The sequence below is a fragment of the Cytobacillus sp. FSL W8-0315 genome (assembly GCF_038002905.1).
GTDB lineage: Bacteria > Bacillota > Bacilli > Bacillales > Cytobacillaceae > Cytobacillus > Cytobacillus pseudoceanisediminis.
In genome coordinates, this window is record NZ_JBBOOC010000002.1 from 198,985 (window position 1) to 212,856 (window position 13,872).

12 protein-coding genes are annotated in these 13,872 nt (G+C 37.1%); 2 read left to right on the forward strand and 10 right to left on the reverse strand.

Features of this window, described 5'->3' with window-relative positions:
- Positions 1-11 precede the first annotated feature (11 nt).
- Positions 12-722, forward strand: a complete 711-nt coding sequence (locus tag MKY20_RS24775) for a hypothetical protein (protein WP_009336140.1) — start codon at positions 12-14, stop codon at positions 720-722.
- 20 nt (positions 723-742) lie between these two features.
- Here MKY20_RS24775 and MKY20_RS24780 read toward each other — a convergent pair whose 3' ends face one another.
- The 10 genes from MKY20_RS24780 to MKY20_RS24825 form a co-directional block, all read right to left on the reverse strand.
- Positions 743-1,375, reverse strand: a complete 633-nt coding sequence (locus MKY20_RS24780; RefSeq protein ID WP_341003576.1) for a hypothetical protein — start codon at positions 1,373-1,375, stop codon at positions 743-745.
- Positions 1,376-1,377: 2 nt separating this feature from the next.
- On the reverse strand, positions 1,378-1,908 hold the full coding sequence (locus MKY20_RS24785; protein ID WP_019380456.1) for a hypothetical protein: 531 nt from the start codon (positions 1,906-1,908) through the stop codon (positions 1,378-1,380).
- Between the two features lie 45 nt (positions 1,909-1,953).
- A complete protein-coding gene (locus MKY20_RS24790; protein WP_034297894.1) occupies positions 1,954-4,077 on the reverse strand; it encodes a peptidoglycan DD-metalloendopeptidase family protein in 2,124 nt (707 codons plus the stop codon).
- A 4-nt stretch (positions 4,078-4,081) separates the two neighbouring features.
- The gene (locus tag MKY20_RS24795; protein WP_009336131.1) at positions 4,082-8,167 is read right to left on the reverse strand and encodes a hypothetical protein; all 4,086 of its coding nucleotides are present in this window, start codon (positions 8,165-8,167) and stop codon (positions 4,082-4,084) included.
- A gap of 16 nt (positions 8,168-8,183) precedes the next feature.
- Complete coding sequence (locus MKY20_RS24800; RefSeq protein WP_009336130.1) at positions 8,184-10,289, reverse strand: VirB4 family type IV secretion system protein; 2,106 nt, start codon at positions 10,287-10,289, stop codon at positions 8,184-8,186.
- Positions 10,228-11,148, reverse strand: coding sequence for a hypothetical protein (locus MKY20_RS24805; RefSeq protein WP_341003583.1), 921 nt, complete (start codon positions 11,146-11,148; stop codon positions 10,228-10,230). The genes MKY20_RS24800 and MKY20_RS24805 overlap by 62 nt, the downstream gene beginning before the upstream one ends.
- Positions 11,145-11,489: a PrgI family mobile element protein gene (locus MKY20_RS24810; protein ID WP_019380452.1), complete on the reverse strand. Its 345-nt coding sequence runs from the start codon at positions 11,487-11,489 to the stop codon at positions 11,145-11,147. Before MKY20_RS24810 ends, MKY20_RS24805 begins: the two co-directional genes overlap by 4 nt.
- 73 nt (positions 11,490-11,562) lie before the next feature.
- Positions 11,563-11,934, reverse strand: a complete 372-nt coding sequence (locus tag MKY20_RS24815; protein WP_009336128.1) for a pilin — start codon at positions 11,932-11,934, stop codon at positions 11,563-11,565.
- 220 nt (positions 11,935-12,154) lie between these two features.
- A complete protein-coding gene (locus MKY20_RS24820) occupies positions 12,155-12,754 on the reverse strand; it encodes a hypothetical protein (RefSeq protein WP_009336127.1) in 600 nt (199 codons plus the stop codon).
- Positions 12,751-13,176 carry a hypothetical protein gene (locus MKY20_RS24825; RefSeq protein ID WP_009336126.1) on the reverse strand — a complete coding sequence of 142 codons (426 nt, stop codon included), beginning with the start codon at positions 13,174-13,176 and terminating at the stop codon, positions 12,751-12,753. Before MKY20_RS24825 ends, MKY20_RS24820 begins: the two co-directional genes overlap by 4 nt.
- A gap of 408 nt (positions 13,177-13,584) precedes the next feature.
- On the opposite strand from MKY20_RS24825, the gene MKY20_RS24830 reads away from it, so the two are divergent.
- Positions 13,585-13,863 (forward strand): HU family DNA-binding protein, encoded by a 279-nt coding sequence (locus tag MKY20_RS24830; RefSeq protein WP_009336125.1) that lies wholly within the window; start codon positions 13,585-13,587, stop codon positions 13,861-13,863.
- The last annotated feature ends 9 nt before the right edge of the window (positions 13,864-13,872 follow it).

Consider the following 13,872-nt stretch of genomic DNA (forward strand, 5'->3'; position numbering starts at 1 on the left):
AGAGGCAATGTATGGATAACGAGGAATTAATAAATCAATTAGAACAACACAAATCGGAAATAACAACTGCTGCACATTGGAACTCATATGCAAAAAGTGTTGGTTTACCAGATTCAAATAAGTTGATCGCTAATTATGGGTCATGGAATGAATTAAAACGTAAGCTAGGGCTTCCGGTAACAAATACATCATATACTCCAAGCGAGATACGTACAATAGTCAAAAAGCATAAGAATCATGTTAGGACCCAATCTGTGTGGGATCTATACGCAAGGGAACATTCTTTACCCTCTTCTAAGACGCTTATAAAGAGTTTTGGAACATGGAGTGAAGTAAGGAAATATGTTGGGAATAAACGTGAAAGAAAACCGACATATACAAAGAAAGACATTAAAGATATACTCAAAAACCATGCTCCCAATTTCCAAAATCGTACACAATGGGATGTTTATGCAAAAGAGAATAAACTTCCGACTTACAAGACTATAAAGAAATTTTTTGATTACGAGGAAATTACAAAAATTCTTAACAAGGAAAAAAAGATTAATTTATCAAAAGATGATCTAATACGCATAGCACTTAAGCATAAGGATATATTTTTAACATCAAGCATGGCAAAGTGGGATATATATGCTTCTGAGAACAACTTGCCTAGAAGTACCACCTTCCATAAACATTTTGGCTCCTGGAACACAGCTAAAAATGTGATAAAGCCAATGTAATTTAAAAGCCAGCTCTCCTGTTATTGGAGGCTGGCTTCTATCTGTTTAATGATATCCCAAGCAGAAGTAGTTATTACGTAAGTGCCTATTTCATCCTCATGGTGAGAGTCTGATAAAGTTAAAAGATCAAAATTTACCGTGGCTTCTTTTTGATCGGCGTATTTAATGGTTAGTGAGATTGTGTTGCTATCTGTATTTAAGAACCCTTTATTTACTTTATACAAAATCTCTTTTAGAGTACCATTGCGAGAAATTTTATCCATTATTTCTTTAGTAACGGCATCCTTATCGGGATTTTTACTCTTAAATAAATCTTGAGAGATAGACTCTACATAAAAACTAGATAAAAAGATGTCGGTATTGTTGCTAAGAAGCCCAGCAATAAAATATTTTATGGCATCTTTTTTGGGATCTTCTTTTCCTTCATGCTCAGCATGTTCTGGATGGAAATAACCAATGTCTTGGTCGTTACCTTCCGCTAATTGAATTGTTTTCTCAGTGTATTCTTTTGAATCTTTTATTTCCTTCAGTACCTCTTCTTTAGTAGCGTCTAACTCAATCCTTTGTTTGTCTGAATTGATATCTAGATAGATAAACAAAGAAACACCTAAAATGGCCATTATTGATATTAAAGCGGCAGATTTTTTATTCATGATTATTGAGGTGTCTCTCCGTCTGAGGTTTCAAGACTCTTTCTTAGTATTTTCCATTCATTATTGATAGATGCTTGATTCGTTTTAATTTCTTGGTACTCAGTTCTTAGATAGTTTTTATCAATTTCATTTTCTTCAGTGTTGGCCATATCAATAGCAGTTAACAAAAGTCCGTGAGAGCGATTAATTAGCGCTATAAGATTTTGATGGTTCTCAAATAATTCGGGCTCTACATCTAAACTTTCAACATCAGAAACTAGTGTATTTGATATTTCTATATTGTCTTTCATAGATTTTGCGAATTGTTCACGGCTGTATTGTTCAGTATATAAGCCATCTAATGAATTATTAAAGGACTTAAAAATTGATGTCATTTGATCAAAATATACTTGTAAGGACTTATCATATTCTTCTAGATAGGATTTATTTTCTTCAGTTACCTTTAAACTTGCTGTAGCATTTTGTTTTGAGGAACATCCCATTAAAATAAAAATACTAGTAATGATAATAGTTGCAATCCCTAGCTTTTTCACAAATACTGATTCTCCTTTGGTTAGAGGGGGAATCCCCCTCATTTATTAAAATTGAACAACTAATGCCGGATTCATCGCATTCCCTTTATTGGGTGTCCACTGGTTTTTGTGTACTTCAAAGTGTAAGTGTACTCCAGTTGAATTCCCGGTCGTTCCCATATAGCCTAAAAATTGCCCTTGCTTGACTTTTGCACCTTGACTCACTGCTCTATTGGTCATATGAGCATAAACTGTTTCATAAGCTTGCCCATTAATGTTGTGCTTAATAAAAACAACGTTTCCATAAGATGAAGAAAAATATGATCGGCTAACTGTCCCATCTGCAGAAGCAACGATAGGAACTTTGGATTTACCCCCAGAAGCGATATCAGTTCCATAATGTACCGTTCCCCATCTTGCTCCAAAAGGAGAAGACACAGGACCAATAGCTGGCCTCATAAAGCTACCTGGCTTTAATGGAGGAGTATCTCCACCACCTTCATAGGTTGCTGCAGTCTTAAATTTCTCTGCGTTTGATAGTACCTTATTAACATACCAATCTGCGTGATTGTATTGCCAAATGGCTTTTCTTGCATCTTTTGCATATCCATTTTTTGATAGGTAATATGCTGCGGTATGAATGGCATCTTCCATGTCCCAAGGGTCTGCTTTGCCGTCATTTTGGGCATCTCTTCCGTATCCATTTCCAGCAGCAATGACTGCTGGACTGGTGATATCTAGACTTGACGAAACGAGTCCTCCGCCGATATTGTACTTCCAGCCAACCCATGTTGCGGGCATGAACTGCATGTGTCCAACAGCGCCAACAGATGAAACCATAGTTTTATGTGAACTGAATCCAGTTTCAACAAAATGTACAGCTGCCAATACATACCAATCAACACCATACTTCTTTTCCGCAGATCGATAGAAAGGCATGTATTGTGGAGGTACACCTGCACCAGGTATTATAGTTCCGTCAAAGCCAGGGGAACCACCGAAGCTACCTCCGGTTCCCATCGTTTGAAGCCAATCTGTATAAGCAATAGTTCCTCCCATAAACATATAGTTTGCTTCTACTATACTTTTATCGGTTAGACCAAGCCCATAAGAATTGAGGATACTATCAAAAGTAGCATAATCAGTAATAGTAGATTTAGAGGACTCGAAATATTGTTGACGTGTTTTAGTAATTGTTTTTACTTCTATTTTTCGAACTTTCTCGACTTCTACTTCTCTAACCCTTTCTTCTTCCCTTGATTTAGCTTTTTTGACAGGAACTTTTTTATACTCTGTTTTAGTTACCTTTTTATACTTTGTAACAGTTATATACTCTACGTACCTTCTACCGTTTTCATCAAGTTTTACAACAGCAATTTTTTCTTCGTAAGGAACGTATTCGGTAACTGTATAGGGCCGTGTCTCATATTCGATATAGTACTCCACTACAGTAACGGTGTATGTTTCTTTTACTTTTTCTTTATATTTTTCTTCCCGGTATGTGATCTTCTCACTAGTTTTCCAAGGAGTGACTTTAGGTGTGTACGTAAAAGTTGTTGTTCCATTCCAATACTCTACATGGTTTAATTTTGTAACCATATTAGAGGTTCTTTTTACAGGTCCAGCATTACATTTTCCATCTTCACATACCGTGACCTGTTTTTCTTTCCATTCATCATATTGACCGTAATCAAATGTAGGAGCAAGAGCATTGGCCATTTTTTTAATGACGCTTTTAATATCATCATTTTTTTGGAAAGCATCTAATTGAATAGTGGCAGCTATTAGTTTTTCGGGTACGCGATAGGGTCTTTCAAGTGAACTATTCATATTTACTGTGCCATTTGCCTGTTGCACAATATATTCATGAATCTTCTTATCTTCACCCTCTAGTCCATCGCCTGTACCGAACATGAAGCTCCAGGCTAATGAGATAACAATAAGAGCAACAATTACCGCTAAAGCTATCCCTATAACAGGGAGGCCAACAGCTCCAACTAGCCAAGCTAGTACTTTTCCAAGTAGCAAGACAAACTTTTTTGCCGCGAATTTAGCTAATTTAACTGCAAATTTAGCTCCTTTTTTAGCTAGCTTTTTAGCTACTTTCCTGCCCTGCTGTTTGGCCTTATGTTCAGCATATTTTCTTAATACGGATGGATCACGTTCTTTTTCTTGAGGTGAAGGCAGCATGCGATCACCTCAAGCCTTCCACAAATGCTTTATTTCTGAACTTGTCATTCTGTTTTCTCATCATATTTCGTTTGTTAGCTGGACGATAAGCGACTAAATCCTCTGGTTTTAATGAAGTAGTATAACCATCAGTATTATTTGGAATCAGCTTATTATTTCTCATCTCACAGGTGATCTTTTGAGTTTCATCTGGGCTAATTCTTGTATCACCCGGTCCATAAGGAGAAATGCGGTAGGTTTGTCCATTCTTTACTCCTTGAAGGTAGCTTCGATTTCTGTCAACAATCATTTCAATGTTGGACATTTCACTCATTGCATTCTTTAAATAATACTGTCCGCTATCTACCAATTGGTTATAGCTTTGTACTTCTTTTACAACCCTTGGAGTTTTAGGTGTGTTCCTATTAGCTACCAGTTTATTAGGGTTAACATTTATTGTGCGGTTTAAATTAACCCTCCCTCCTCCACTGTCTTCTTGGTAGACATTAGAAGTTGGAGTGAGTTGGCCATCTTGAATTGATAAATCTTGATAAAGGGTGTCTCCCTTTTTTAAAGAAGAATCACCCGAGCCAATACGAGAAACTGTTTGAAGCTGTCCCGATTTCGTTCTTACTTGAAGGACTGTTTGACCCTTAGTAGTAACCATTCGAACTGCTCCAGATGCAAGTGTTTTTTGGCCATCATCCCCAATTATAGTTTGAGCCATTTGTTCTATCTCAGATATTTCAGCAACATCCGGAGATTTTTGATTAACAGCGTTGTTATATGGATTCCATCCTTTTAAGCCAAATGCTTTAGTTACTTGTGTTCCTCCAGCTGCATAATTCGCTCCGGCTTTATAACCCTTTACACCACCAATCATGCCTGTGGTATAAGCAACAGCATTTCTGAAGCCTGATTGTTTTTCTAATACATTTTGAGCGATGTGGTTCCTTCCAGCATCCCACGACTGTTTAATTCCTAATCCAACAGAATCAACAGCTGCTGTTACTGGATTTTGAATTGGATCTCTATTTTCCCATGCTGTTCTTGTTTCAACAGGTAAAGACCTAACAAGAGTGCCCAATTTAGAATCACCAACAAATTTGCTAACCGCTTTCGGACCAGAAATAATACCCGTACTTTCAAGGACTCCACTAGCAACACCAGCACCTAAAGCAGATGCTCCTCTAACGAAACTACCTCCTCCGATTAACCGATGGTCTAAAGGTATATGCCTAGGGAGTCCGCTTACAGGATTGGCTAACGCGTTTAAGTTCTTTTGAAATTGATATGGTGCATGTGATGTGTTCCATTCTTGAACAGCCTCTTGTCTGGTGGCCCCAGGGTTGCTACTAATATGCTGTTCAACAAAAGCGTCCCTTTGCTTGTTTGTTTGCATTGAAGCTAATTGATTACGTAAGAATGGTGTATTTACCGACTTCCCTGAATACAGTGAAGCGTTCTTTACGGAACTTGTAGCTCCACGAACAGCGAGGAGGCTAGCGCTTTGACCCGCTCCAATTACCGCGCCTACTTCATTTCCAACCTCATTAACAAAGTCGTCCTTGTTAATGTAAGAATTGGTACTAGAAGGGATATATCCTAATTTAGAAGCGGCCTTACTAGCAATCTGACTAATTGTGTTTTTTTTACCAGCAACCGTATTTTGCCAAGCAACTTCCCGATTTTGGTTATGGGTTTGTATAGTATCTGAACTTGCATCTGCAGGCAATGGGTTGGACATATCATAGTTCTTCATAAAGGATTCACGATTATTTTTAGCCCACTTGCTTGTCAAATTGCTTACAGTAGCACCGATTAATTCAGAACCCTGAGCTTGTCCCACTTTAACTCCATTAGTCGCAGCTTTGACTGCTTGAATACTTTCAGGATTATTAAAACCGGTAATGGAACTTACTTTATTTCCAAGCTGATTTACAAACTCTTCTTTATTAATAGAGGATGAATCAACTGGAGATCCATTCCCTAGTTTGGAGGCAACCGAAATGGCAGCATTTTTAATAGCATTTTGCTTTTGACCAAGTGCTTGATTCCAGGCAGCTTCTTTAGATTGTTGATGCATTGTTTTTTCTTCTGTAGAAGCATTCGTGGGTAAGGGGTTTTCATTATCATAATTTCTCATAAATGCTTCTTTATTTTTACTGGCCCATTCTTTTGTTAGGCCACCAACAGAAGTATTTATCAAATCTGTAGCTTTTGCACGATTTAAGTTAACGCTATTGATTGCATCCTTAACGGCACCTAAACTTTCTTGTTTCCCATTCATGCCAAGAACGCTACCGACTTGATTGCCAACCTCACTAATAAAGTCATCCTTATTAATGAAAGATTGGCCATCTAACTTGCCAAATCCGAGTTTAGAAGCTGCAGCCAAGACTACACCATTTATGGCATTTCTCTTTTCAGCTATCTTCTGATTCCAGGCTTCATTTTTATTCTGATTATGTTTATTCTTTTCAGCTTCCGTAGCATTTGCTGGCAACGGATGAGCGGCATCATAATTTTGTTTAAAGGTATCTTCATTGTTTCTTGCCCAATCATTAGTCAGGTTATTTACGGTGGAATCTACTAAGTCTGAAGCTTTTGCAAGTTTCCCATTTTGTGCTTTAAGTCCTTTTACTGTTGACCTTGCTTTTTCGAGAAAATCACTTTGCTTAGACGCAACTTGTTTATCCCACATTTGATTGATTTCGCGATCAGTGGCATCAGGGAAACGCTCTTTAATATCTTTTAGAAATGCATCTTTATTTTCACCAGCCCATTGAGAGGTTTCTTTATCAGCAAGGGTATTAGCTAATTTTTCATCTGCATGAGCTTCAGCATTTTTTAAACCATCAAACTTGTTTTTCCCCGCCTTAAAACCAGCTTTAGCTCTGTCTGCCAATAATTCTGCACCAGCCATACCCGCTCTTCCCGCTACTCCACCGATTGCACCACCAGCACTAAAACCTAAAGTTGAGCCAGCAATTGAACCGACAGGACCCATCGGTGAACCAGCAATAGCTCCGGCGGCTCCAAAGATAGCTTTACCGCCTTTTGAAAAAATTTCTCCAGCTTTTAGCATTCTTTCTGCTCTTGAGGTAGAACCTATGTCTGTTCCAGCTCCTGCAAGGAGACCTTTTGCACCGTCTTCTTCAGTACCATCTTTTCCGCCTTTAGCATTTTTAGCTACCTGGCCAGCAGCACTTCTTAATGATTGAGCGACAGATTGTCCACTTAAGGCCCCTTTAACTGCACCAGCAACACCCATTAGTGCAGAACCACCCATCATGGCTGCCGTTTTACTTAACCGGTCATTCATCTGTCCTCCTAAACCTAAAAGAGATCTGATTGATTCCGTAACAGGAATAAAGATGATGTAAAGTAAGATACTTCCGATACCAGGATTCGCACCAGCAATTGCTGCAATTACCCAATATACCCCGGCATGAACGGATTGAACAAATACAGTTCCTGCATATTCTTTAAACAATCCAGCGGTAATACCTTTCGTTTGCGGAATAAGGTAAAGAGCCACTGCCAAAGGCGACATTATGGTTAAAATCATTAGTGTAAGGGTACGCATCATATAATAGAAGTTTGCCCATATTGAAAGTCCAAGAAGTACCAATCCTATTATTAATCCCCCTAGAACACCTTGCTTTAGAAATGTAGTAGCCTGTTTCGCAATATCTCCATCCATGACTTCTTTTGCACTTGAGAATGTCGAAACAAACATTTCATTTACGGAGTACATAATTTCGAAAATTGTGCTCAAGTTAAAAAACAATATAGCTACAAGAATAAAGTCTTTAAAATATTCAAATGTATAGGTCCTGTTAGAAGGATTTATACCGGAAGAGGATATTCTCATACCTGCTAATATAATAGAAACTAAAATGAACCCTACAGATAAGGACTGCATAACAGCCATACCTTGAGCTATAACACCAAATTGATCCTCATTAAAAACACCATAATAGTATTCTTCTTTTCCTGTGTCATAAACGAGCCCCTTAAGAGTGTCTAGATCCTTAAAGGGACCCAATATCCATTCGAGCATCTTCTCAAATAGGGACTCAAATATATCCATAATTTTATCTTGCAAGGACCACCACCCCCTTCTAACGCTGTTCCATGAGTTGTTTTCGCTTCATTTGTTCTTCATAAACTGCTTGGTTAGATTCAATGAAGAATAATTCTTCCTCACTAGGATTTGTTTGTAACCACACGGAGCTTTTTCCCATCCGAAGAATTCCTTCACCTTTATCCGGATTCCCGAATAAGATATTTATTTCACCAGCGCTAAGGTCAAAGTTTTCCTTAATAACTTTCAAATCAATTTTGTTTTGCTGAAGGAATAGATAAGCATGTGTATTTTGTAGAATCCCTCTAGCTTTGTTATTTGTAACAAAGCGTACAAAGTCCTGACTTGCCAATCGAAGACCTGTGTTTCGTTTACGGGCTCTTCGTGCCATTTTTTCAAGGAAACTGACTGTTTGCTCAGAATCGATTAATGTCCAAGCTTCATCGGCGTAAACAAATTTCTTTTTTGTTGCGTTATCTAGATTTTTCACAAAATGCTCCCATAAATAATTCAGGATTACATGATAAGCAATTGGGCGTAAAAAGCCTTCCTCCATTTGGCTAATATTAAAATTAACCAGCCTTGCATCTTGCAATGATTGGGTAACTCCCTTGCCAAGATATGTTTGTCCATCGAAGATAGGCTTTGAGCCATCCCTTAAGAAGGGGCGAATGGCGGCTATTAATCTTAGAGCTTTTGGCTCTTCCTCATAATGATCTTTTAAGTATTCGAACACATCAGATATAGTCGGTTCCGGTTTCCTTACTTTTGATTGGATCAATTGGTTGTCAACTTGAACTACCTCGTTGCTGAATAAGGAATCAGGATGAGATGTAAGCTTTAACTTTTCATTAAAGATGTATTGAACTGCTTCTTCTAAATAGTTTCTCTCAAAAACATCAAGGCCTCGATCTTCCGAATTCTTACCGCGGCAAATAATATCGAAAAAGTCCAGAATGTCATTCATTTTTTCTCTAAGAGGTACAAACCGAATAAATTTCTTCCCCTCTTTTTCAATAACTTCTCGTTCATCAGTATCTTCTAATAAATCTAACTCTTCATCTTGCTCATCCATTGGGACGTCAGTAAAGTTAATAGCGAGAGGATTAATGCAAATATCTTCTTCTTCACTAATGTTTAAATTGATACCACCTAATCGTCTGGTGATTCGAACAAATTCACCTTCTGGGTCTATTAATCTGCTATAGATATTTGCACCAGTTAATTCCCGAGCAATTAAGAGCTTAAGAGTTACTGATTTACCTGAACCAGATATACCAACTACAAACATGTTATAGTTTTGTGGACGGTACTCTTCATTCCCAAAACTATTGATAAACTCTAATTGGCCAGTAATTTTATTTATTCCTAATGGAATACCTCCCATGTATTTACCGCTGCCACTAATGAAGGGAGCGAAGGTAGATAAAGCACGGCGGTCAATATTACGAAATGAATCCGGAATCTCATTTTTCCCAAAAGGAATAACACTTTTAAAACCTTTTTTGACTCTGCCCCAGGTCGAGACTAAAGAGAAGAATTGACTGCTCATTTCATCCTCGATGGCTTCACTGTACCTATTTAGTTCCTTCTCGCTTTGGCCATATAAAACCCCTAACGAACTAACGTTATACATGTCATTCTCGGAGAACTGTATTTCGCTCATAAGTAAGTCTGTGTCTCGAATTTTAGATTCCAAATCATTAATTTGATCAATGTTTCCTCTTTTAGTCTGAAAGGTTAAGTTCGACTGGAGCATTGTAATTTGCCGCTGTAAGGTTCTAATGGCATCTGATTTTCCTACTTTATGTACATCAATTAGAACGTCTACTTCTCCACTTGAAGAAAGATTGTAGAGCCAATTAGTCTGCATTTTTCTGGGATAGCCGTCTCTTGGAATATAAATTGGACGGAAATATGTTTTGGTTCCTAGAGATTGCTTTATTATTCCAAAATCTTCACTATTAATTTTTAAGCCTTCAGGGGAAATAATGTCCCACATTGTAGGCTTAGTCACCATTTGATGATCTGAGATCGCTTCATCCTTACCGGACTGTTTTTTCTTTTTAACCTTACTTTCTTTAACTTGCTTGGCCTTCTTCTGTTCGATCTTCTTTTCGCTGTTCTTCTTGGTTAAATTCATTTTCTTCAATAGCCTCCTTAACCGCTTCAATATGTTCATCAGTCTGCTCAGCTGTTACGTACAATGCATTTTTTTCTGTTTCTACTAAATCTTTGAAACGATTTTTTACTGCTTTTCGACGATTAAAAGTGTGATAAAGCAATTCATAAATCCCTTCTGTAGGAAGAAGAGAAACATTCATTTCCGCTCTCCTTAATTGAGATTTAGCGGCATTCAATCTCCTCATTAATTCAGCAAATGATTTCTCAACAAGTTTTTCTTCTAATTCTTCAGCTGAATCAGCTGAAATGTCCTTTGCGTTGATTTTATGACTAAATATGAGATATCTCTTAGTCTCATAACGTGGTGTTTGTGATTGCCAATTTTGTAAGTCATCAATCATTGATTGGCCAAAACTTAATGCTGCTTCATTAAGGTCTTCTGAATTTCTCATGCTCTCTTTCATTTGCTGGACCGGTTCAGAAATATCTATAAAACGATTTTGTAGGTAAAACTGTACAGGGTAATTAATGGCAGCTAACCAACTTTCAAAAACCATATCGATCGCTTCCTGTTCATCTTGGCTCTTAAGGAAGTAATTGACCGGCTCAACTTCAGCTATCATGGTGAAGGAATTATCGTTAAACCTAATCATATGGTTTGATATGTCCTTTACTTCATCAAATAACTCTTGAAAAAGCTTTGGCTCTTCTTCGACTGAAACCTCATGCTTTTTCTTTTTTTGTTTCTTTTTATTTGATGGGGTATCTGATTCATAAACTTTTTTTTCTTTCCAAAGGAGAATGGGCTCCTTCAACATCATTTTGTAAAATACATAAGCAACAACCCCGAAGATTGCCATTACGATAAGTTCAATCATTTATTAGTCACCTTCCAATTTTTAGAACGGCTACCTTTCCGCCAAATGCCTATCTGTTTTCCGTAATTAAGCTTAATTAGAAAATAGTGGTCAAAATTTAGATGAAGTTTTGTTTTTTTCCAAAAACCAAATATGAAAATAAAAACCAGTGTGGGAATTGCTGAAATAAGAGCAGCTATCCCACCGACGATAAAATGCGGGAATATGTTAAAGACTATGGGGATATATGTATATAAAATGGCCCCGCCAATGATGAGGTAGATAAGTTGCCTTATAGAGATAAAGCCTAGTATTGTTTTTTGTTCAGAGGACATATCAATTGGAACAGTTTCTTTTCTCAAATGAGCACCTTCTTTAAAAATCTACCCCTCTAATAATTTAGAGGGGTATGAGTTTTTCTATTTGAATTTCTAATTAGGATCCGAATCCTGCAAACCAACCAGCAATAGTCGTTGCTTTAACAATAATGAAAATTCCAAGTCCAGCCATTAAGATTCCAATAAAGCCCTGCGTTCGGGCCTGTGGATTTCCGCCCTGAGCAGCTGAGAGTCTCATACCCGCGAATAATAGGCATCCAATAACCCAGAATCCACCTACAGCTGTAATAAAGTAAACAATGTTAGCAAGATCGGTATAAATTTTACTGTTTTTCAAATCTCCTTGAGGAGAAATACCGGATTTCTTCCATGCTGCTGCGGCTTCCTCAGGAGAGAAAATAAGTAAAGAAAAGGCAAATACTGCAGTTAACGCTACAAATGGAAATAATTTTTTCATAGACTTTTTCATGGTTCCACCTCCTTCGAGGAACAAAAAAAGCCCCGAAGAATCTAAGAGCTGTAGATACAAAAAGTATCTACTCTTAGTTCTTCGGGGCTTTCCCGTTGGTTTAAATTTGTATATCATCATAATAATGTAAATATTGGATATGGTCAAGCCTTTATTCCTGTTTTTTGAAGGGCCTATTGCTCCGTGAAATCCTAAATTATGGTACCAACTTTAATAAGGATTATAAGTTTCTATAACGAGCAACAATATTTTCTATTACGTTGGTTAAATTTCCAGTTCTATATTTCTGTATAAAGTCGCTATAAAGAATTCTTAGCACCTGGTTAACTGTAAATGATTTGTTTTCCCCTAATTCTGCTATATCACTTAAAATTACTTCCAGTCGTAAGGCTTCTTTTCTTCTGATGGTACATTCAAATATACGCTCTTTTCCTTTAGATGTATTACGGTTATATGTTTTATTCCCACCTTCATAGCTATTCACCTTTAACGAGTGTTCACTCCTTATATCTAATTCATGATAAAGATCATATGGATTGTTTCGTTGTTTTGCTTGATACAAAAAATCGTCAAGGAGTAAACTTATTAGATCTCTTTGCGTGAATTTACACTCCATGGCTTCAGATACATCATTGCAAAATAGTTCTCCCCTTAAGTATTCAGATGCAGGCACAGAAAAAGAGTATTGAAGTTCTTGAGATTTATATAAGCTTCTACCCAGATTAAAAATTAACTTATCAATCAATCCACTTGGTTGATAAGATAAATCGTCAAGTTCTTCTTCATATATTTCATATTGACCATATCTGGTTTTATTCATAACAATAACCTTCTTTCAATGGTTAGCATGAAACTTATAATCCTGTAGGCAGCCTCTTTTAGACTACAATCCCATTTAACTTTATAATCAAAAAGCTGATCATGGTAATGAACTTCAAGTTTTGCAGGATAAGGTTTCCCTTTTGGATTGTAATAACAGGGAGGAATATGATGCTCTTCCTTGAGCGCCTTCTTGATTAACAAAGTGCAATAAGGAGTCGGTTCCAGGCCACGCATTTTAGCAAGCCTTTTAATTAATACCCTCTCTTCGTCATTGAATGGTATCTTCACATCTTTCTTTTTATCGCATCTTTCTTTTCTGCCCTCAGCCTTCGTTACAGGCTTTTTCCGAACATTGGGTGTATGAGTTACGGATAGCTTGTTTTTATTTTTGTTATCAAAAATTGGATTGATTGCTTTCAATATACTCCCCCCTCTTCTAAAAGAGCTCCTCTCTCCTCTTTTATCCCAGTGTCAAAATGTTAAATAGTTATATTGTTAATCTATTCATCTAGTGGAGAGTATAGTACGTTTAGAATTTATTAATTTGGACAAACTAAAACTTAACGAACGAAATAAGAGGGCAGGTGGGGAATATATGGCTTCTAAAAAGGATAAAAAAACATTGCTGAAGGAATTAGGGAAGGCAGCAAAAAAATCTAAAGCTGTGACGAAAGTAAAAGTGAAGTGATTTTAGCAGATTTTAAACTCAAGCTGGTAAAGTAGTAAAATATGAAGAGATTATTTTTCTTGAATATAAACAAGCTTATATGCTATTACTTATAGTGCGACATAAATTGATGATTCCAAATTTTTCTAGAGGTGACCAAAATGAATAAAACAGAACTTGTAAATGCAGTTGCTGAACGTAGTGAGCTTTCCAAAAAGGATGCTTCAAAAGCTGTTGATGCAGTATTTGAAGCAGTTACTAATGTATTAAAAGAAGGGAAAAAAGCCCAATTTTTAGGTTTTGGTAACTTTGAGGTTCGTGAAAGAGCCGCTCGTAAAGGGCGTAATCCGCAAACTGGTGAAGAAATTGAAATTGCTGCGAGTAAAGTACCAGCATTTTCTCCAGGTAAAGCACTGAAAGATGCAGTGAAAAACAGTTAAATAACTGGT

Bases quoted from the DNA above. Each gene is read 5' to 3' on its own strand.
- MKY20_RS24775 (WP_009336140.1), top strand. From the start codon at position 12: ATGGATAACGAGGAATTAATAAATCAATTAGAACAACACAAATCGGAA.
- MKY20_RS24780 (WP_341003576.1), bottom strand. From the start codon at position 1,375: ATGAATAAAAAATCTGCCGCTTTAATATCAATAATGGCCATTTTAGGT.
- MKY20_RS24790 (WP_034297894.1), bottom strand. From the start codon at position 4,077: ATGCTGCCTTCACCTCAAGAAAAAGAACGTGATCCATCCGTATTAAGA.
- MKY20_RS24800 (WP_009336130.1), bottom strand. From the start codon at position 10,289: ATGAATTTAACCAAGAAGAACAGCGAAAAGAAGATCGAACAGAAGAAG.
- MKY20_RS24805 (WP_341003583.1), bottom strand. From the start codon at position 11,148: ATGATTGAACTTATCGTAATGGCAATCTTCGGGGTTGTTGCTTATGTA.
- MKY20_RS24815 (WP_009336128.1), bottom strand. From the start codon at position 11,934: ATGAAAAAGTCTATGAAAAAATTATTTCCATTTGTAGCGTTAACTGCA.
- MKY20_RS24820 (WP_009336127.1), bottom strand. From the start codon at position 12,754: ATGAATAAAACCAGATATGGTCAATATGAAATATATGAAGAAGAACTT.
- MKY20_RS24830 (WP_009336125.1), top strand. From the start codon at position 13,585: ATGAATAAAACAGAACTTGTAAATGCAGTTGCTGAACGTAGTGAGCTT.